General features: G+C 65.0%; 18 protein-coding genes. 11 read left to right on the top strand and 7 right to left on the bottom strand.

The window, feature by feature from the left end; all coding sequences use genetic code 11:
* The first annotated feature begins 91 nt into the window (after window positions 1-91).
* From GC148_RS01380 to GC148_RS01430, 11 genes are all read left to right on the top strand, one after another.
* The gene (locus tag GC148_RS01380) at window positions 92-583 is read left to right on the top strand and encodes a hypothetical protein (RefSeq protein WP_291068233.1); all 492 of its coding nucleotides are present in this window, start codon (window positions 92-94) and stop codon (window positions 581-583) included.
* Window positions 583-789, top strand: coding sequence for a DUF2007 domain-containing protein (locus tag GC148_RS01385; RefSeq protein WP_291068234.1), 207 nt, complete (start codon window positions 583-585; stop codon window positions 787-789). Before GC148_RS01380 ends, GC148_RS01385 begins: the two co-directional genes overlap by 1 nt.
* 88 nt (window positions 790-877) lie before the next feature.
* On the top strand, window positions 878-1,234 hold the full coding sequence (locus tag GC148_RS01390) for a hypothetical protein (protein WP_291068235.1): 357 nt from the start codon (window positions 878-880) through the stop codon (window positions 1,232-1,234).
* 30 nt (window positions 1,235-1,264) lie between these two features.
* A complete protein-coding gene (locus GC148_RS01395; RefSeq protein ID WP_291068236.1) occupies window positions 1,265-2,017 on the top strand; it encodes a methyltransferase in 753 nt (250 codons plus the stop codon).
* Between the two features lie 246 nt (window positions 2,018-2,263).
* Window positions 2,264-3,163, top strand: a complete 900-nt coding sequence (locus tag GC148_RS01400) for a glycine--tRNA ligase subunit alpha (RefSeq protein ID WP_291068237.1) — start codon at window positions 2,264-2,266, stop codon at window positions 3,161-3,163.
* 10 nt (window positions 3,164-3,173) lie between these two features.
* Window positions 3,174-3,899 carry a class I SAM-dependent methyltransferase gene (locus tag GC148_RS01405; protein ID WP_291068238.1) on the top strand — a complete coding sequence of 242 codons (726 nt, stop codon included), beginning with the start codon at window positions 3,174-3,176 and terminating at the stop codon, window positions 3,897-3,899.
* A 52-nt stretch (window positions 3,900-3,951) separates the two neighbouring features.
* Window positions 3,952-4,194 (top strand): CDGSH iron-sulfur domain-containing protein, encoded by a 243-nt coding sequence (locus GC148_RS01410; protein ID WP_291068239.1) that lies wholly within the window; start codon window positions 3,952-3,954, stop codon window positions 4,192-4,194.
* Window positions 4,195-4,336: 142 nt separating this feature from the next.
* A complete protein-coding gene (locus GC148_RS01415) occupies window positions 4,337-4,651 on the top strand; it encodes a hypothetical protein (RefSeq protein ID WP_291068240.1) in 315 nt (104 codons plus the stop codon).
* 180 nt (window positions 4,652-4,831) lie between these two features.
* Window positions 4,832-6,967 carry a glycine--tRNA ligase subunit beta gene (gene glyS, locus GC148_RS01420; RefSeq protein WP_291068241.1) on the top strand — a complete coding sequence of 712 codons (2,136 nt, stop codon included), beginning with the start codon at window positions 4,832-4,834 and terminating at the stop codon, window positions 6,965-6,967.
* 200 nt (window positions 6,968-7,167) lie between these two features.
* Window positions 7,168-9,885, top strand: coding sequence for a pyruvate, phosphate dikinase (ppdK, locus tag GC148_RS01425; RefSeq protein WP_291068242.1), 2,718 nt, complete (start codon window positions 7,168-7,170; stop codon window positions 9,883-9,885).
* A 438-nt stretch (window positions 9,886-10,323) separates the two neighbouring features.
* A complete protein-coding gene (locus tag GC148_RS01430; RefSeq protein WP_291068243.1) occupies window positions 10,324-11,418 on the top strand; it encodes a cell wall hydrolase in 1,095 nt (364 codons plus the stop codon).
* A gap of 15 nt (window positions 11,419-11,433) precedes the next feature.
* Here GC148_RS01430 and GC148_RS01435 read toward each other — a convergent pair whose 3' ends face one another.
* From GC148_RS01435 to GC148_RS01465, 7 genes are all read right to left on the bottom strand, one after another.
* Window positions 11,434-12,243: an SDR family oxidoreductase gene (locus tag GC148_RS01435; RefSeq protein ID WP_291068244.1), complete on the bottom strand. Its 810-nt coding sequence runs from the start codon at window positions 12,241-12,243 to the stop codon at window positions 11,434-11,436.
* Window positions 12,244-12,295: 52 nt separating this feature from the next.
* Window positions 12,296-13,153: a carboxylating nicotinate-nucleotide diphosphorylase gene (gene nadC, locus GC148_RS01440; RefSeq protein WP_291068245.1), complete on the bottom strand. Its 858-nt coding sequence runs from the start codon at window positions 13,151-13,153 to the stop codon at window positions 12,296-12,298.
* Window positions 13,150-14,688: an L-aspartate oxidase gene (locus GC148_RS01445; protein WP_366062892.1), complete on the bottom strand. Its 1,539-nt coding sequence runs from the start codon at window positions 14,686-14,688 to the stop codon at window positions 13,150-13,152. The genes nadC and GC148_RS01445 overlap by 4 nt, the downstream gene beginning before the upstream one ends.
* Window positions 14,689-14,695: 7 nt before the next feature.
* Entirely contained in the window at window positions 14,696-15,166 is a 471-nt protein-coding gene (locus GC148_RS01450; RefSeq protein WP_291068247.1) for a hypothetical protein, read from the bottom strand.
* A 78-nt stretch (window positions 15,167-15,244) separates the two neighbouring features.
* Window positions 15,245-16,387, bottom strand: a complete 1,143-nt coding sequence (gene nadA, locus GC148_RS01455; RefSeq protein WP_291068248.1) for a quinolinate synthase NadA — start codon at window positions 16,385-16,387, stop codon at window positions 15,245-15,247.
* A gap of 226 nt (window positions 16,388-16,613) precedes the next feature.
* A complete protein-coding gene (locus GC148_RS01460; RefSeq protein ID WP_366062894.1) occupies window positions 16,614-17,912 on the bottom strand; it encodes an amidohydrolase in 1,299 nt (432 codons plus the stop codon).
* Window positions 17,913-18,362: 450 nt separating this feature from the next.
* A complete protein-coding gene (locus tag GC148_RS01465; RefSeq protein ID WP_291068250.1) occupies window positions 18,363-20,456 on the bottom strand; it encodes a lytic transglycosylase domain-containing protein in 2,094 nt (697 codons plus the stop codon).
* Between the last annotated feature and the right edge of the window lie 53 nt (window positions 20,457-20,509).

Raw genomic sequence — 20,509 nt, forward strand, 5'->3', positions numbered from 1 at the left:
CGCACGTATTCACCCCATGAAATGGCGTTCATCAACCGTCTTTTGTCGTCAATGGCTGACACAGCGTCGTGATTCGCGCTAAATGTGTCCCATGAAGCACGCAATCCTGATCCCCGCTCTCGCCCTGTTGGCCGCCTGCGCGACCACGCCGACCTATGGCCCGGCCAAGTCCGATCACGGGGAGGGCTATCTCTCGCAAAAGATCGAGACCGGCCGCTACCGTATTTCCTACACCGACAAGGATCCCGTCCGCGCCCGCAACATGGCGCTGCTGCGCGCGTCGGAGGTCACCCTGTCGGATGGACAGGACTGGTTCGAGATCACGCATGAGAGCGTGGATGCCGACACGTCCAGCCGGTCGGGCGGGGGCACTTCGGTCAGCATCGGGGGCAGCACGGGCTCGCGGGGCTATTCCGGCGTGGGTGTCGGAATCGGCATCGGTTTTCCCCTCGGCGGCAGCGGCAGCACCGGCAAGACGACCCATACGCTGGAAATCGTCACAGGCGCGGGGCCGAAGCCCGACAAGCCGGAAGCCTATGACGCCCGTTCGGTCGACATGAACCTGCGGGTCACGTCAGGCTGATGGAAGAAGTCTTCCGGACCAACGACCCAGTCAAACTGTCCTATGCCGAACACCTCCTCGCAGAGGCCGGCATCGAATTTTTCGTGCTTGACCGGCACATCGCGGCGGTCGAGGGGAATATCGGCGCCTTTCCGCGCCGCATCATGGTGCCGACGGAACAGCTGACCCGGGCGCGACTGACCATCGGTAATCTTGCAAACGAGTGATCTGCGCAACCTGGCGGTGGATCATTTTCGGCATTGATCTTGCGGCCATTGCAGCGAATCTCGCCGAAGGCGTTGCGGGAGATTCGGCATGCAGAAGAGTTTGTTGGCGGGGTTGGCGGGCGCGTCGGTCCTGGCGGGTTGTTCATCAGCGGACCTAGCTGCGTTCAATGTCGGCCTTCAGGAGGCCAACGGCACCTATTGGCCTGACCAGTCGCAAAGCCAGGCGCTGGAGTGCGCATCGGGCGACGGGTATCTGATGGAGTATTCCGGCGTCAGCGGCGGAGAGGGCTTTCTCTACTTCGTCAGCTATGCCGGCTACGACGCCGATATCACGGTCACCTATGACGACGGCGACGTCTACGATCTCAGCGTATCGCCCGGCGACACGACCTACACGCTCTATAACCATCCGGGCTTTGGCTGGAACTCGTCCTGGGCCTGTTGACGGGAACCCGGACGTGGCCGATGGCAGGCCATGAGCCGCGATCCCGATACCCCCGCACCGGACACGACGCGCGACACCGTCTATCAGGGCCGTGTGACGTTAGTGCAGCCGGCGGCCGGCTTCCGGGCGGGCTTTGACTCCCTGGTCCTCGCGGCGGCGCTGCCCGCGCTCGAGAAAGGCGAGGCGCTTGAACTCGGCTGCGGCTGTGGCGGCGCTCTGTTGCCAGCGGCGTTCCGGCTTTCCGGCGCTGCGTTCACCGGTATCGAGCAGGACGCGGCCATCGCCGCGCTGGCCCGGAAGGGGGCAGACCTCAACAGCTTCGGCGCGCGAGTGACGGTCGAGACCGCCGAAGCTTCCGCCTGGGTGCAGGCGCATGAAAACCGGTTCGATCTCGTGTTCGCCAATCCGCCCTACTTCGAACCCGGCAAGATCTCCGAGCCGGGGGCCGGCAAGGCCGGAGCCTATATCGAAAGCCTGCCGCTGGAGGGCTGGGTCAAGGCGATGCTGCATGCGGCCAAGCCCCGGGCGCCGGTCATCCTGATCCACCGCGCGGCCGAATTGGCCCGATTGTTGACCCAGCTGGACCGGCAAGCCGGGGACATTACCGTGCTGCCGATCGCCTCAAAAGCGGACGAGCCGGCCCGCCGGGTACTGGTCCGCGCCCGCAAAGGGCTCAAGCGCGGCCCGCTGACTCTGCTGCCGCCATTGGTCAGCCACGACGCCGCCGGCGCGCGCACGCCTGCCGCGCAGGCGATCGTGGAAGGCCATCCAATTGTCTGGTAGGGTTCAAAACCGCTTGCAATCGGGCCGGATGGACCCAACCTGAGATACAAGGGGGCGAGGAAGGGAGCATGACATGTTCTATGTTCTTTTGTTTCTGAGCATCGTCGCAGGCGTCGTCGTTTCGTGGATCGGCTGGTTCGGGCAAGCCGATCACGACAAGGGGCGTGGGCGAAACGACCGGTGAGACCGGTTGCGCCGGATTGGGCTTGGCGCTAGGCCGGCATTTCCCCTGCCGATGAGCCGAACATGCCCGCCCCGAAAGCTGACGCCAAGCCGAAATCCTTCCAGGACCTGATCCTGACGCTGCAGGCCTACTGGGCCGCGCAGGGTTGCGCGATCCTCCAGCCTTACGACATGGAAGTCGGCGCCGGGACGCTGCATCCAGCGACGGTGCTGCGGGCTCTGGGCCCCAAAGCCTGGCGCGCCGCCTATGTCCAGCCGTCGCGCCGGCCCAAGGATGGCCGCTACGGCGAGAATCCCAACCGGCTTGGCCACTACTACCAGTACCAGGTGATCCTGAAGCCGAACCCGCCGAACCTGCAGGACCTCTACCTCGGCAGCCTGCGCGCCATCGGCATCGACGAGACCGTGCACGACATCCGCTTCGTTGAGGATGACTGGGAGAACCCGACCGTTGGCGCCTGGGGCCTCGGCTGGGAAGTCTGGTGCGACGGGATGGAAGTCAGCCAGTACACCTATTTCCAGCAGGTCGGCGGGCTCGATGTGGCGCCGGTCTCGGGCGAGCTCACATACGGTCTGGAACGCCTCGCGATGTACGTGTTCGGCGTGGATAACGTTTATGACCTGCCATTCAACGCGCCGGATTCTGCCGTGCCGTTGACCTATGGCGACGTGTTCCTCGAGAACGAGCGCCAGCAGAGCGCGTTCAATTTCGAGCATTCCGATGTCGAGATGCTGAAGCGCTGGTTCGCCGATTGCGAAAGCCAGTCGAATGCGCTGCGCGCCGTCGGCAAGCCTTTGCCGGCCTATGACTACGCCCTGAAAGCCAGCCACACGTTCAACCTGATTGACGCCCGCGGCGCGATCAGCCCGACCGAGCGTCAGGCCTACATAGCCCGGGTCCGCGACCTCGCGCGCGGCGCTGCGGCGCTCTGGGCGGAGCAGGAAGACGCGCGGGCAGACTGAGGCGAATGCCATGTCCGACCCCGACGCCCCCATTGCGCTGGACGCCTACGAAGCGCTCGCGCGGCGCTATTCGGACCTCGCCGAAACCAAGGCCGAGAACGGCTATAACGAGCACCCGGCCATGCGCGCGCAGATCGGCGACGTGGCGGGCCTCAGGATCCTTGATGCCGGTTGCGGGCCGGGTTTCCTGACGCGCGACCTGCTGGACAAGGGCGCGGCTGAACTGGCCGCTTTCGATATCAGCCCGGCGATGATCGAGGTGGCGCGCGAGCGCGTCGGCGCGCGGGCGCGCCTGTTCGTTGCCGATATGGCCCAGCCGCTGCCCTTGCCGGAGAAAGGGTATTTCGATCTCGTGGTGTCGTCCCTCGCCATTGATTATGTGCGCGACTGGAGCGTGCCCTTGTCCGAATTCCGCCGCGTGCTGAAACCGGGCGGCCGGCTGGTCATGTCTGTCCAGCATCCGATGGGCGCCTACACCTGGTACAACCCGCCCTCGGCGTTCGGGGTGCAACTTTGCGAGGCCACCTGGAAAGGCTTCGGCGGCAAACCCGTTGTCGTGGCGGATTATTACCGGCCGTTCGGTGAGATCATCGGTCCGGTGCTGGCAGCAGGTTTCACGCTGCGCGCGCTCAAGGAAACCCGGCCCGTGCCGGAGCTGGAAGCCATCAATCCGCGCAAGTACCGCGAAGGCATGACTTCACCGACCTTCATGATCCTGGATTGCGCGTCTGGTTGATGTCCGGTGCCGGGCGGGGCAGGGTTGATCGAACCTGCTGAGGAGGACGCCCATGAGCAACGAACCCCATATCGCTGGAAACCAGCCTATCCCGGTCGAGGTCGAAGAAGGCAAGATGTACTGGTGGTGCGCGTGCGGCCAGTCGAAGAAACAGCCCTTCTGCGACGGTAGCCACAAAGGCACCGAATTCGTGCCGCAGGGCTGGGAAGCGCCGAAGAGCGGCAAGGTGTTCTTCTGTGCCTGCAAGCGCACGGGCGGCAGCCCGCTCTGTGATGGCAGCCACAACAAGCTATGAATCTGAATGAACAGGTATTCATAAAAAAATCAGGGTATTAAGCAAGATATTTTGGGGGGCGAGCGACGGAAGGGCAAGTGCCGCAACGTTGTAAGGGCGTGATCCGGATGCGGGTCATATCGCTCACAAGGAGGACTACCCCATGTTCAAACCCCTCATCGCCGCCGCCTTCATCGCTGCATTGGCGGTCCCTTCGGCGCTCGCCGCACCCGCCGAACGCCTTGGCCGGATCGACCATCGCCTGACCGCCGCAGAACTGCGCGGCGACATCCCGCAAGGCAGCCGCGCTGACCATGCCGAGGACCGCCTCGACCGGTTCGAGAACCGCGTCGACCGCCGCGAGAGCCGCCGCGACGAAGCCGTCGATTTCGGACCCCGTGATGTGATCGAGGATCATCTCGACCGGGCGGAAAGCCGCCGCGATCACCGTGAAGACCGGATCGATCGCCGCCACTAGGTGCCCGGGACTGAACCCCTCTCCCTTGGAAGAGGGGCTCGCGTGGTCGAGAGATCGTATACGATTTCCCGCGCGAGCCCTTCGCCCAACGGGAGAGGGGGCCTTGATGTGTGACCCTTGACCCCGGCGCGCGCGCGTCTATGCCGTCACCCACGCGAAACACCTGCCCGCCGGGATCCCATGGCCGAACTCCTGCTTGAACTCTTTTCCGAGGAAATCCCTGCCCGCATGCAGGCGAAGGCGGAGGCCGACCTGCTGGCCGCGCTGACGCAGCGCCTGAAAGAGGCCGGTCTCAACTGGACGAACGCGTTTGCCGTGTCCGGCCCGCGCCGCCTCACCGCCGTGGTCGAAGGGCTCGATGCCCGCTCGGCAGATGTGCGCGAGGAGAAGAAGGGCCCGAAAGTCGGCGCGCCGGAGCAGGCGCTCGCCGGCTTCCTGCGCGGGGCAGGGCTGAGCGATATCTCGCAAGCCGAGATCGTCTCCGATCCAAAGAAGGGCGACTTCTATGTCGCCTACCTGACGAAGCCCGGCCGCGACGCGGCGGACGTGATCGCCGAGGCTGTGCCGGACATCATCAAGACGTTCCACTGGCCGAAATCGATGCGAACAGCGGAAGGTGACCTGCGCTGGGTGCGCCCGCTGCAGGGCATTGTGTGCCTGCTCGACGGCAAGGTCGTGGCGTTCGAAGTCGGCGGCATCAAGAGCGGCAACGTCACCGAGGGCCACCGTGTCCACGGGCGTGGTCCGTACACGGTCAAAGGCTGGGCAGATTACAGGAAGCAGCTGGAAGGCAAGGGCCACGTGATCCTGTCGCGCGCTGACCGGCGCTCGCGCATACTGGCGGGTATCGAGGATGTGTGCAGCGCGTCCGGGCTGGCGTTGGTGCCGGACGAGGGGCTGCTGGAAGAGGTGACAGGTCTGGCGGAATGGCCGGTAGTCGTGCTGGGGCAGATGGAGCCTTCCTTTCTCGATCTGCCGCCGGAAGTGATCAAACTGTCGATGCGCACGCACCAGAAGTATTTTGCGGTGAAGCGTCCGGGTGCGGATGGCCTGGCGCCGAACTTCATCGTGGTGGCGAACATTGCCGCGAACGATGGCGGCGCGAAGATTGCTGAAGGCAATGCGCGCGTGCTCTCTGCGCGCCTGTCGGATGCGCGCTTCTTCTGGGAGAAGGACAAGTCAACGCCGCTCGACATGATGGGCGAAAAGCTGAAGACCATCGCCTTCAAGGAAGAGCTCGGTTCGCTCGGCGATAAGGTGGAGCGTGTCGCGGCTCTGGCGCGCGAACTCGCGCCGAAAGTCGGCGCGGATGCGCGCCTGGCGGAGCGCGCCGCGCGCCTTGCGAAGGCTGACCTCGTGTCCGAGATGGTTGGCGAGTTCCCGGAACTGCAGGGCGTGATGGGCCGCTATTATGCGCTCGCCGCCGGCGAAGATGCGCGCGTGGCCGATGCCATCCGCGATCATTATAAGCCGCAGGGGCCGAGCGATGCTGTGCCGGCGGAGCCTGTGTCCGTCGCCGTCGCGCTGGCGGATAAGTTGGACACGCTGGTCGGCTTCTGGGCGATTGATGAGAAGCCGACGGGATCGAAGGATCCGTTTGCACTGCGCCGCGCGGCGTTGGGCGTGGTTCGGATTGTACTGGAAAACGGAGTTCGCATTGAACTTGCCGAAGTGGTGAGCGCGGCTCGAATTTGTCTAAAGAGTTGGGTGCCCACAAAAACGCCAGTAACGGAAACAGTGCCGTCGGTGAAAGAATCTGTTGCCCGTGGCTTCTCTGCTTTAGTCGATCCAAGTCTCGTGGACTTCTTCGCTGATCGCCTCAAGCAAGTGCTCCGCGACCAGGGCAAGCGCCACGACCTGATCGATGCCGTGTTCGCGCTCGGCGAAGATGACCTCGTGCTGATCGTCAAGCGCGTCGAGGCGCTCGGGGCGTTCCTCGAGACGGAAGACGGCGCGACGCTGCTGGCGGGCTACAAGCGCGCGGCAAATATCCTGAGGGCGGAAGAGAAAAAGGGCGCGCTGCCGGAGAACCTGAACGTGGATGCGAAGCTCGTCGTCAAAGGGCCCGCGGTGGAGCAGGCGCTGTGGGCGGCCGTGCAGAAGACCACCAAGGCGCTCGACGCCCCGCTGAAGAAGGAAGACTTTGCCGGCGCGATGACGGTGCTCGCCGCGCTGCGCGGTCCGGTCGATGCCTTCTTCGAAGGCGTGATGGTCAACGATTCCGATGCGGCGGTGCGCGCCAACCGGTTGGCCCTGCTGGTCGCGGTGCGCGATGCCCTGCACCAGGTGGCCGACTTCTCGCGCATCGAGGGCTAGGGGCAGGTTGTTCCGCTTCGGAACGCTGGTCGCTGCCCGGGCGCAATTACATTCCCCGAGGGGCGAGTTAACAACGTTGTCAGTCGCCCCGGAGACGAAACGCGCACTTCTCAATACGGGTGCGATGCAGCATAGGACTTGCAATCAGACAGGCCGGATGGATTTGACCGGCTTACAAAGTAAACGGAAGGCGATTTGGCATGGCTGAAGCGGCACGCAAGGGCGCAACCGAAAACTGGGTCTACGCCTTTGGCGGGGGAACCGCCGATGGCGACGCCTCGATGAAGAACCTGCTGGGCGGCAAGGGCGCCAACCTCGCCGAAATGGCGAAACTGGGCCTGCCGGTGCCTCCGGGCTTCACCATTTCGACGGCCGTCTGCGTTGCCTATTACCAGACCGGCCGGGCCTATCCCGCCGGCCTTGAAGCCGAGGTCGATGCGGCGCTCGCCAGCCTTGAGCGCCAGTCCGGCAAGGGCTTCGGCGATCCGGCCAACCCGCTGCTGGTTTCCGTGCGCTCGGGTGCGCGCGCCTCGATGCCGGGCATGATGGACACCGTGCTCAACCTCGGCCTCAACGAAGCCGTCGCCGCCGGCCTCGCTAAGCTGGCCGGCGACCGGTTCGCCTATGACAGCTACCGCCGCTTCATCCAGATGTATTCCAACGTCGTGCTCGGCCTCAGCCATGACGAGTTCGAACACATCCTGGACGACTACAAGGAGCGCGAAGGCCTCGACCTCGACACCGACCTGACGGCCGACAACTGGAAAGCCGTCATCGTGCGCTATAAGGAAGCGGTGGAGAAAGAACTCGGACGTCCGTTCCCGGAAGATCCGCGCGAACAGCTCTGGGGCGCTATCTCGGCTGTGTTCAACAGCTGGATGAGCGACCGCGCCATCATCTACCGCAAGCTCAACGACATTCCCGAAGACTGGGGCACGGCCGTCAACGTGCAGGCCATGGTGTTCGGAAACCTCGGCGAAACTTCTGCGACCGGTGTGGCCTTCACGCGAGACCCGTCGAACGGTGAAGCCATCTTCTACGGCGAATACCTGATCAACGCGCAGGGCGAAGACGTGGTCGCGGGCATCCGCACCCCGGCGCCGATCTCGCGCGAACGCGCCGCAACGCTCGGCTCCGGCGACAAGCCGCTCGAAGACGCGATGCCGGAAGTCTATAAGCAGCTGCGCGATGTCGCGGCCAAGCTCGAGCATCACTACAAGGACATGCAGGACATTGAGTTCACGGTCGAAGCCGGCCGCCTCTACATGCTGCAGACCCGCAACGGCAAACGCACCGCCGCCGCGGCGGTCCATATCGCGGTGGAAATGGTGCGCGAAGGCCTGATCACGGAGAAGGAAGCGCTGCTGCGCCTGGATCCGGCCCAGATTGACCAGCTGCTGCACCCGCGCATCCCGAGCGATGACGAGAACAAGAAGGCCGGCGGCGCGTCGTACGACGTCATCGTCAAGGGCTTGCCGGCCAGCCCCGGCGCTGCGGTCGGCAAGGTCGTGTTCGATTCTGACGAAGCTTTCGCGCTCGCAGCGAAGGGCGAAGACGTGATCCTGGTGCGTGTGGAAACCAGCCCCGATGACATCAAGGGCATGCACGCCGCCCGCGCCATCGTGACCGCCCGCGGCGGCATGACCAGCCACGCCGCCGTTGTGGCGCGCGGCATGGGCCGCCCATGCGTCTGCGGCGCCAGCGACCTCAAGATCGACCATGCGCGCGGCGAGTTCACCGTGCGCGGCCGCAAGTTCAAGAAGGGCGACGTCGTCACCATCGATGGCGGCACCGGCCGCGTGATCGCGGGCGCCGTGAAGCTGATCAAGCCGGACCTGTCCGGCGATTTCGGCGAGCTGATGAGCTGGGCCGACAAGGCTCGCCGCCTGAAGGTGCGCGCCAATGCGGAAACCCCGCTCGACACCCGCACGGCTGTCGAGTTCGGCGCCGAAGGCGTCGGCCTCTGCCGCACCGAGCACATGTTCTTCGATGAAGAGCGCATCCCCGCCGTGCGCGCCATGATCCTGTCAAATGACGAGAAGGGCCGCCGCGAGGCACTGGCCCGCCTGCTGCCGATGCAGCGTTCGGACTTCGAGGAAATCTTCCGCATCCTGGGCGACCGTCCAGCGACCATCCGCCTGCTCGATCCGCCACTGCACGAGTTCCTGCCGCATACCGATGAAGACATCGACAATGTGGCGAAGGCCTCCGGTATCAATGCCGACGAGCTGCGCCGGCGTGCCCATGACCTGCACGAGTCGAACCCGATGCTCGGCCACCGGGGCTGCCGTCTCGGCATCACCTATCCCGAGATCTACGAGATGCAGGCCCGCGCCATTTTCGAAGCGGCGGTCAATGTCGCCAAGGAAGGCGCCCTGAAGCCGGTGCCGGAAATCATGATTCCACTGGTCGCCACGCAGCGCGAGCTCGCAATCCTCAAGGCGCTGGTCGATGCCACTGCGCAGACCGTCTTCAAGGAAACCGGCACCACGGTGGATTATACGGTCGGCACCATGATCGAACTGCCGCGCGCCGCGCTGCAGGCCGGCGAGATTGCTCAGTCTGCGGCCTTCTTCTCCTTCGGCACGAACGACCTGACACAGACGACGCTCGGCATCAGCCGCGACGATGCCGGTCGCTTCCTGCAGGTCTATTCGGAGAAGGGCATCTACGAGAAAGACCCCTTCGTCACGCTTGACCAGGAAGGCGTGGGTGAGCTGGTAAAGATGGCCACCGAACGTGGCCGCCGCACCCGTCCGGGCATCAAGCTCGGAATTTGTGGCGAGCATGGCGGGGACCCCGCATCGGTCGAATTCTGCCACCGGGCAGGGCTCGATTACGTCTCCTGCTCGCCTTACCGGGTGCCGATTGCGCGTCTTGCTGCGGCACAGGCCGCGCTCAAAGACGGCTCAAATTAAGCAAAACACGCCAAATTCGGAGGCGCTTGGGTGTTGTTTTTCAGCAACACGCAGGCGCCCTACGAATCGCTAGGGTTGCGCCCCGGCCACCCTGAAAACACTAGAAATTCAATGGTTTACACGCAATTTCCTTGAAATTGCATGAGCCCGCGCTGTCCACCCCGGCGCGAGCCTTTCGACTTTGTCACTCAGAAGGTTGGCTGATTTATTGCTAGATAGCGACGGGTGGGCCAAATCCCGCGTGCTCCTGACGGAGTGTTGCGGGACGCGTTCGGTCCTCGAAATGCGTACTAACCTGAAATGCCCGGGTCACAAGACGGAACATAACCGTCGGCCGGGTAAAGAGGATCGGTGATGTTAAGGTTTCTTCAACCAAGCCAGACGAGTCTGGTCACCCTGAATGGGCTGCGTGAAAAGCTCAAACGGTGGTGGCTAGGTATGACTGACCAGGAACAGCGCGAAGTTTTCATTCGTGGCGGGATGGTTGCCGTCTGTGCGGTGACCGCCACGGTGTCGCTGCCGGTCATCTCGCACGAACAGTCCAGCCTGCGCGCCGAAGCTGAATACCGCGCCGAAGCCGAGCGCTTCGCGATGTATCAGGATGCCGGCCTTGCGGTGCGTACCGACGAACATACGCCGGCCCTTCTCGACACGCCGTGGCTGCGCACCGTTGAGTACACGCTGAAGCGTGACACAGATTCTTCCATGAGCCGTTATGCGATGCGCGACCGCGATGGCGCGGCGCTCGCAACGCTCGCTTCGTTCCGCACCGATCAGATCCAGCGCGCCGAGACCATCGACTCCGAGCTGATGTGCATGGCGCAGGCTGTCTATTACGAGTCGGCCCGCGAGCCACTCGAAGGTCAACTGGCTGTCGCTGAAGTCATCTCGAACCGGATGAGGGATCATCGCTACCCGGACACCGCCTGCGGCGTTGTCTTCCAGGGCGCGACCCGCACGACCGGTTGCCAGTTCACGTTCACCTGTGACGGCGCGATGAAGACCAAGCCAAAGGGCGAGAACTGGGAACGCGCCAAGCGCATTGCCGCGCACGTCCTGATGGGCCTCAACGAGGAACGCACCGGCGGCGCGACGCACTATCACGCCACCTATGTTGATCCGCTGTGGAACTCGGGCCTGATCCAGACCGACAAGATCGGTATGCACATCTTCTACCGCTTCCCGCGCGGCTCCGAGTGGGCCAGCGTCGAGCGCAACTTTGCTGCCCGCAAGCAGGCCGCTGCCGTGCAGCTCGCCGCACTCGATGCCAGCACGTCCGGCGCCGATGCGGTCGATGAGACCTTGCTGTTCGCGGATGGTTCTGCGGCCGGCGATGACGGCTACTACACGATCACGCCGACCACGGCGCCCGCCGGTGTGTCCACCTCGACGCGCACGGTCTCCTCGACCGCGCCGCGCCTGATGAGCATCCAGACGGCGCCTGCTGAAAAGGCCGAAACCGCGGCCGAGTCGGTGGCCGCTTACACGGCCCGCCAGATCAGCGCCGTCGAGACAGTCGACACGTCCCTCTGATCCGCAACCGCCGCGCTAGCTGCGCGGCGGAACACGGGCCTTGATCTGCTTTCGGACGAGGCCCGGCAGCCAGCGCGTCATGAAGCGCGCCCGCTCCGCTTCCCCGCCCACCATATACTGGATGTCGTCGCCATGCGCGGCGTCCCAGACCTTTTCGGCGGCCATCGAGACCGGATAGATCGTCACGCCATTGGCGCGCATCTCGTCCGACATCTTCTCGTTGGCGCCTTCGGTTTTACCGATATCGAGGATCGGTGTGTCGACGAACCAGGGCATCAGGCTCATCACCTTGATGCCGAGATCCCGGAACTCGGCATCGAGCGCTTCCGACAATCCGCGTACGGCCCATTTCGAGGCCGAATAGACGGCCAGCTGCGGCGCGCCCACGATGCCGGCGGTCGAGGCCGTGTTGATGATGCGCGCACCCGGCGTGGCCTTCAGCAGGGGCAGCGCCGCATAGACGCCGTTGATCACGCCCTTGACGTTGATGTCGATCACCAGGTCGGCGTCTTCCGGCGGCACCTCTTCGAACCAGCCGTGGCGTCCGATGCCGGCATTGTTGAACAGCACGTCCATCTTGCCGCCGGTCGCCGCACTGAAGCCCTCCATGGCGGCGGCCCAGTCTGCCCGCTTGGTCACGTCGAGGCGCGCCATATGGCAATTGGCGGCGCCGAGTTCCGCAGCGACCGCCTTGAGGCCCATCTCGTTCACATCATAGAGGCCGCAGAACCAGCCTTGCTTGCAGAAATGCCGGGCAGTCTCAGCGCCGATGCCCGATGCAGCGCCCGTGATGAAAATGCTCTTGCGGCCGTTGGCGGTGGTCATGTCTGAAATCTCCGGTGCCTGGGCGCCGCGATGGGCGCGTCACCGCCGACTGTCAGACGACATCGAGTCCGAGGTCAAGGTTCGGCGCCGAATGTGTGAGGGCGCCCGACGAAATGAAATCCACGCCCGTCTCGGCAATCGCCGCCAGCGATGACAGGGTCACCCCGCCGGACGCCTCCAGCGGCACGCGCCCGTCCGTGATCTGCACCGCCGCGCGCAGGTCATCGAGGCTCATATTGTCCAGCAGCACGGCGTGCGGTCCGTGCTTCAGCGCTTCTTCGAGCTGGGCCAGCGTATCGACCTCGATCTCGATCATGCGCAGGTGACCGGCATAGGCCTTGGCGCGGGTGAGGGCATCGGCGATCGAGCCGCCGCAGGCCGCGATATGATTGTCCTTGATCAGGATCGCATCGTCGAGGCCGTAGCGGTGCGACGTCCCGCCGCCGCAACGCACGGCGCGCTTTTCCAACGCCCGGTGGCCCGGCGTGGTCTTCCGAGTGCAGACGACGCGCGCCTTGGTATGCGCCACCGCATCCACATATTGCCGGGTAAGGCTGGCAATGCCGGACAGCCGCCCGAGGAAGTTCAGCATCGTGCGTTCGGCAATCAGGATCGAGCGCGCTTCACCCTTCAGTTCAGCGATCACATCGCCGGGCTTCAGTGCTGCGCCATCCTGCAATTTCACATCGAGCCGCAGGTCCGCGTCCACCAGCTTCAAGGCATGCGCGGCCACATCGAGGCCCGCCAGCACGCCGGGTTTGCGCGCGGCGATCACGGCGCGCATCTGCGTGCCCATCGGAATCGTGGCATCGGTCGTCAGGTCGCCTGCCCGGCCGAGGTCTTCGGCCAGCGCAAGACGCACGATCGGATCAAGGATGACCGCCGGCAGCGGCGGGATCTGGAGGGTCATGGCAGAACCCGTTCGGTAGCAGGTTGGGCGATGAACTGGCGCTGCGGCCGTCCAGTCTGGGGGAAATCGGCGCGGTAATGGCCGCCGCGGCTTTCGGTGCGGGCCAGGGCGCTTTCGCAGATCAGGCGCGCCGCCGTCACCGCGCGGGCGCCGGGCGCTTCCGGCTCCAGCCGGTTGCAGAGTTCCAGCACCTGTGACAGCCCGCTTGCCTCACGCACCACGCCGCAATGGGCCGACATCGCTTCGCGCAGCTCCATCAGCCGGTGCTCGGGCAGGCCGGCCGGAACGGCCGCTTCGCTCGCAGCGGGTGCGTCCAGCGTCGCGCCGTTCAGGCGCCGCGAAATGCGTTCGGCAAACACCACCGCTTCCAGCAGGGAGTTGGAGGCAAGTCGGTTGGCGCCGTGTGCGCCTGTGGAGGTACACTCTCCGCAGACGGACAGTCCTGCCAGCGTCGAGCGGCCCCAGAGATCGGACACGATGCCGCCCATGTGATAATGCGCTGCTGGCGCGACCGGTATCATCTGCGTGCGCGGATCGATGCTGGCGCTCATGCACGCGCCGAACACGGTCGGGAAATGATCGGGGAAATGATCGCCTACCGCCTTGCGGCAATCGAGATAGGCGCCGCGCCCCGCCATGCGCTCGGCATGGATCGCGCGGGCAACTTCGTCGCGCGGCGCAAGCTCCGCCAGCGGATGATAGTCCAGCATGAAGGCGCGCCCGTCGGTATTGTGCAGCGTCGCGCCTTCGCCGCGCAGCGCCTCGGTGGCCAGTGGGGCAGGGTCGCGGCCGATATCGATGCCGGTCGGATGGAACTGCACGAATTCAAGGTCCGCCAGCAGCGCGCCGGCCTCATAGGCCATCGTGATCGCGTCGCCCTGCGCTTCGCGCGGATTGGTCGTTACACGGAACAGGCCGCCGGAGCCACCCGTGCACATCGCGGTGGCGCGCGCCGTGCGCGGCGTCAGCTGGCCGGATCCGTCGCGCAGCACCACGCCCGCCACCCGGCCATTGGCATCCTGCAGCAGCGAGACCGCGCGGGCGCCTTCGATGAGTTCAATGCTCGGCGTCGCCGCTACGGCCGCCACCAGCGCGTCCATGATCGCCTTGCCGGCGAGGTCGCCCGAAACACGCGCCACGCGCGGACGCGAGTGTGCCGCTTCCAGCGAGAGGGCGAGCGCGCCGTCCGGCGTGCGGTCGAACGGCACGCCCAGCGTCAGCAGGTCGCGCACGCGCGCCGGGCCATCCTCGGCGATCAGGCGTGCGATCACCGGGTCCACCAGTCCGGCGCCGGCCGCCACAGTATCGGCGGCGTGCTGCTCCGGGCTGTCCAGCGGATCGAGCGCGGCGGCCAGTCCGCCCTGTGCCCAGGCCGACGACGCGGCCTGGCCGAGCGTCGACGGCGAGATGACGAGGCAATGGCGCGGCGCCAGCTTCAGCGCCAAGAACAGCCCGGCAAGGCCCGCCCCGACGATGAGCACGTCGACGCTCGCGCCGGCTTCGGCGCGGATCCGGTGAGGTGTGCCTTCGAACATGGCCGTGTCAGGAAATCCCGTCATTCGCGCGGCGGAATTCAACCGGCGCCGTGACGGCAGAGACAAGCGCGCCGAACATGCGCTCATGCGACTGGATCGTCAGGGTGAAATTGTCGGGCACATAGAGCAGGTCCGGCGCCTTGCTCTCGATCATTTCCTCGATAGTCGAGCGGACTGACACCTGGTTGCCGAAGCGGCGCGCATCACAGGATTGGCGCACGACCGAGCGGCCCCACATGGTGCACATCTCGACCGCGGTAATCTCGCAGCTGTAGCGGCCTTCGTCCGGATGCGGAGACAGGTTCATCGTGCCGGTCATCACGCATTGCCCGTCGCGGTAGGGCCGCGTCTGGAAGCTCCAGTTCCCCAGCACGTCGGATTTGTCCGTGTCGGTTTTCCCTTTCACGGCAGACGCCGGAAAGCTCGCCGCGAGCGCAAGGAACAGCAGGCCGAGCGCCGGCTTCAGGTAGTTCGACATGGACGCCTCCTCGACTAGGGTCCGGTTGACTTCACGCCTTCGGCCCGCGCTTGGCAAGCCATCCCGATCACACGTTTTCTAGATCACCATTTCAAGCTCGATCGGCGTCTGGCCCGTCTTGAAGGCCAGCGGCCGTGCCATTTTCGGCAGCGCCAGCATGGCGTCCAGTGCGGCCTTGGCCCGCACGCGGACATCTTCCGGGATCTTCACCTCGAACTCGCCCGTCACCAGGCAATCGTAGATATTCTCCAACGTGATACGCTTCATGTGCGGGCACAGGTTGCACGGCCGGATGAAGTTCACGTTCGGGTTCTCTGCGGCGACGTTGTCGCTCATCGAACATTCGGTCAGCAGCACGACCTTCGCCGGCTGGTTTTCGGAAACATAGTTCGACAGCGCCGAGGTCGAGCCGGCAAAATCGGCCTCCTGCAGAACGTCCGGCGGGCATTCCGGGTGCGCCAGGATGATGACGCCCGGATGGGCCTCGCGCAGCTGTTTCACGTCCTCGCCGGAAAACAGCTCGTGCACTTCGCACGCGCCCGGCCAGGTCAGGATGCGGATACCGGTCTGCGCCGCCACGTTCTTCGCCAGGTACTGGTCCGGCACCATGATCACCGTGTCGGTGTTCCACGCCTTGGCGACGTGTTCCACCACCTGCGCCGCGTTGGAGCTGGTGCAGGTGATGTGGCACTCGGCCTTCACGTCGGCGGTGCAGTTCACATAGGTGACGATCGGATAGTCCGGATATTTCTGCTTGATCAGCCGCACGTCTTCGCCGGTGATCGAGGCGGCAAGCGAGCAGCCTGCGCGCAGGTCCGGGATCAGCACGGTCTTTTCCGGGGCCAGGATTTTCGAGGTTTCGGCCATGAAGTGGACGCCGGCCTGCACGATCACGTCCGCGTCCGTCGCGGCGGCTTCGCGCGCCAGCTGCAGGCTGTCGCCCCGGAAGTCGCCCACCAGGCTGAAAATGTCCGGCGTCATGTAGTTGTGGGCCAGGATGACCGCGTTCTTGGCTTTCTTCAGCCGGTTGATGCCAGCCACCAGCGGGGCAATCGCGGGCCATTCCATAGGTGTGACGAAATCGGCGACCAGCGGATACAGCGGATCGGTTTCGGCCTTCACGGCGTCATCATAGACCAGTCCGCGCGCGTCTGCACCGGAACGGCCGCGCTGCGGCGTGGGGGTGGGGCAGCCCGGGCCAGAATCGATCAGTCGTGCCATGTCGTCCTCCGTCACCGAGCCATTATGCTCGATTTGAGTATAAGTTAGGCCCGAACGTCCGCGTTTCAAGGGCCAGCCTTCAAACGCCCGGGAAGATCAGGGCTCATTCGTGACAGCGAAATTACTTATGCGCACTCTGAGCAAAAGGGTTCTAGCGCAATCCCCCGCCCGGAGCAACCCGCCGCCACTTTTCCGCCACGATTGGACCTGCGGCACGAAGCCCTGGCTATTTCTGGAACAGCGCCTCGACGGCGGTGGTCATCGCGTCGACGCCGGTGGCGATGGCCGGGTCGTAGTCCGGGGCGAACAGGGGGGAGTGGAGTGAGGGCAGCGGCATGCCGTCGATCTGCGAGGCCGCATATTTGTCCGGCGCAACCGCGCCCAGCCAGAAGATCAGGCCCGGGATCTTGTCATTGGTGCGCCCGTACTGGCTGAAATCCTCGCCGCCCATCACCGGCGGCACGGCGCGCACATTGGCTGCGCCGAGCTCGGCGCTGATCGCCGCCATGGCGCGGGCGGTCAGGTCCGGGTCGTTATAGGTCGCCGGCGTGTAGTCGCTCTCGACGGTGATCTCGGGCGCCGGCGCGCCGAAGGCGGCGGCCTGGCCTTCCGCAATCCGCTTGATGCCATCCAGCAGCATCTGGCGCGTCTTGTCCTCATAGGAGCGCACGGTGATCAGCAGCTCGGCCTCATCCGGGATAATGTTGTGCTTCGCGCCCGCCTTGAACGAGCCGACCGTCACCACCGCGCTGTCGAGCGGGTTGGTGTTGCGCGAAACGAGGCTTTGCAGCGCGACCACGATGTGGCTGCCGACCAGCACGGGGTCCACCGTCGTGTGCGGATAAGCGCCGTGCCCGCCGACGCCCTTGACCTTGATGTCCACCGAGTCGACATTCGCCAGCGCATAGCCGGACGAGTAGTTGATCGTCCCCGCCGGCGCGCCGGCTGAGACGTGCAGCGCGATATTATAATCCGGCTTCGGAAACCGCGTGAACAGGCCATCTGCCAGCATGGCCTCCGCGCCAAGCCCGATTTCCTCCGCGGGCTGAGCAATCATCACCAGCGTCCCGGACCATTTGTCCTTCTCGGCAACCAGCCGCCGGGCGGTGCCGACCCAGACGGTCATGTGGATATCGTGGCCGCAGGCGTGCATAACGGGGCTGTCGACGCCGGTCCAGGTTTGCGAGAGCACCTTCGAGGCAAACGCGAAGCCGGTGTTTTCGGGGACGGGGAGGGCGTCCATGTCGGTGCGGATGAGGATGACGGGGCCGGGGCCGTTTTCGAGGACGCCGACGACGCCGTAGCCGCCGACATCGGGGCGGACCTCGCCATGGTCGCGGACGGCCTTTTCCTTGACCCAGGCGTCGCCAAGCCCGGTCGTGACTGTAAAGCCGAGCGATTTCAACTCGTTGGCCAGGAGGGCCGAGGTCGACACTTCCTTGAAGGAGAGCTCGGGCGACTCGTGCAGTGTCTTGTAAAGCGCCACGAGATTCTCGTCGGCCACCCGCACCGGCCCTTCGGGCATCCCGGCAACCGAGGCGATGGCGGCGGTATCGGGCGCGCTGCCCTCGGCGTTACCGGGCCCGGTTCCCGCCGGATTGCCGCAGGCCGTCAAAAGGGCAAATCCGCCCGCGAAAAGAGTTGCACAAGCTGCGCGTTTCATGCCCGTTTCCCCGTCTAGAACCTGTCGACAAAAGACTCCGTAAGTCCGCCAGACTTATGGAGCATTACGGGCGAAGCCTAACCCCATGAGGGGGTGGGGGGAAGGGGGCGCGGAAATCCCCTCGCCCCTCGGGAGGGGCTCGCGCGGGCAACCGTAGACGATTTCTCGTCCACGCGAGGGAATGAGGGAAATTGAGTTGTCCGGCAGGCGGAGCGGTTGGAGGTATGTTGCGCGCCCTCATCCTCAAACCCTTGCTCGGGAAATCGCGGGGCTATTTCTGGTCCTCGCAAGCCCAGGAGAAAAGGAGCTTAGCTACCGCCGGCCCCGCTTCAGGTCTTCGCTCAGGCGGATTTCTTCGGGTTCGCCGCTGATGCGGTGGCGGTAGACTTGGATGTTTTCCATGACGCGCTGGACGTAGTTGCGGGTCTCGGAAAAGGGGATGAATTCCACCCAGTCGATCGGGTCGATCTGGCCGGTGCGCGGGTCGCCGTAATCGCGCGCCCATTGGCCGGGGCGTGAGGGGCCCGCATTGTAGGCCGCAGCGGTCATGATGTAGCTGCCGCCGAACTGCTTGATAAGCGTGTCGAGGTGCAGCCCGCCGAGGGTGAGATTGTAGTCCGGATCGTCGGTAAGCCAGGACTGCTGGTAGCCGAGGCCGCGCAGGCGCGCCTCGCCCTTGGCGGTCGCCGGCATGAACTGCATCAGGCCGCGTGCGCCGACGCGGCTGACCGCTTTCGGATTGAACTCGCTTTCCTGGCGCGTGATGGCGAAGACGAAGGCGCGCTCGACTTCCGGCTTGCGCGATATCTTCGGCGTCAGCACGGGATAGGCCGCACCCGGCGCGACGACGCCGCGCTGCAAGCCGGCCTTGCCGACGCGCACGCCGACATCCGGCGTTGCATGTTCGTTCACCAGCACGGACAGCATTTCATAGTCGACCGGCTCGGACAGCTCGTCGTCGAGATAGAAGGCGAATTCCTTGAAACTGGTCGTCTCGCCGGCCTCGCCGAGCACGCGCATGGCCTGGACAATCGGCTTGGCGTTGAAGCGGGCGATATCCTCCGCCGTCGGAAGAGGGGGCGGGCCGAGATTGACCATCTTGTCGCCAAGGCGCTCCGAGGCGAGCTGGCCGTAATAGGTGTATTTGTGGGTGCCGGCGGCGGAATAGGCGGCAAGCGCCTGATCGGCTTGGCCCAGCGCGTCCCGGGCCCGGCCGGTCCAGTAATAGCCGCGCGCTAGGCTCACCGGGCTGGAGACACCGGCGGTCATCTTTTCGAAATGGCCGACGCTGCGGGTGGCGTCGCCATTGAGCCGCAGCGCGATCCAGCCGGCGAGCCATTCGGCTTCGGCAAAGTCTGCCCCCGCGGACATGCCATGCGGCGCGGTCAGCTGGTAAGCGCGGCTGTAATTGCGGTTTTTCAGCTCCTCGCGGGTGGCGATGGCGCGCTCGTCCCACAGGCGGCTGCGCCCGGCGGCGGGCACGTCCTTGCCATCGATCTGGCGCAGCAGGTCGGACACACCATCGACCTTCTTCACGCGGCGCCATTTGGCGCGCTCGTAGAGAAGGCCCGGATGGGACTGCAAGTTGTCTGGCACGGCCTTGACCAGGGTGTCGACATTTTTTGCGCGCTTGGCGAGGCCAATGCGGGCCTCAACCAGCTTGCGATAATCGGCGGTGAGCTGGGGCTTCAGCGCCTCGGCGGCGCTGGTCTGGCCGGTCCAGAGCAGGAAATCGACGCGGGCGCGGTGGTCGTCCTGGCTCAGCGTCTGGCCATAGCGGGCGAGCACGAGGCGCTGGACGTCAGACTCCAGCGTGTTGTTGCGCCAGGCATCCTTGATGACGGAATCGGAGCGCGCGCGTTCGCCCAGGTCGCGCAGGGCATTGGCGAGGGCAACCTTGCCGGCGCCGGTCTGGGGGCCGGACTTTTCGAGCCACTCGACGCGGGCGCGTGCATCGAGGGAAGACAGTTCTATGATCTCCTCGGCGCGCCGGCGCATCCGGTCGGTTTCCGGCCAGTCAGAGAGCATGGTGAGGGCGAGGTCGATCTCGTCGAAGGTCATGCCAGGCACGCCATCGGCGGCGCGTTTCCACATGATCAGGTTTTTCAGCGCCGGGTCCGGCGCTTCATATTGCAGGCGCGAAAGCTCTGACCACTGGCTGCGCTCGGCGGCGCTGAGGGCCTTTCCGAGATAAAGCGCGGCGGCGGATTTCTGGACGAGGACGGGGGCAGGGGTCGAGGAAGCGATGGGGGTGGCGACGTTAACGGACAGGACCGGGCCATCGGCCGGCGGCAGCAGGTTCTTGCCCGGTTTCAGGCTCGGTGTTTCGGGCACGCCGGCTAGGGCCGCGCCTGCTGCCAGCGCTGCGATCAAGGCGAAAACTGCAGATTTCAGGACGAGTGTCATTGTGGCCTATGTTTATTTCTGTCCCAAAGCGTGACAATCCAAGCTCAGCAGCC

This window comes from Hyphomonas sp. (genome assembly GCF_016125515.1).
Taxonomy (GTDB): Bacteria; Pseudomonadota; Alphaproteobacteria; order Caulobacterales; family Hyphomonadaceae; genus Hyphomonas.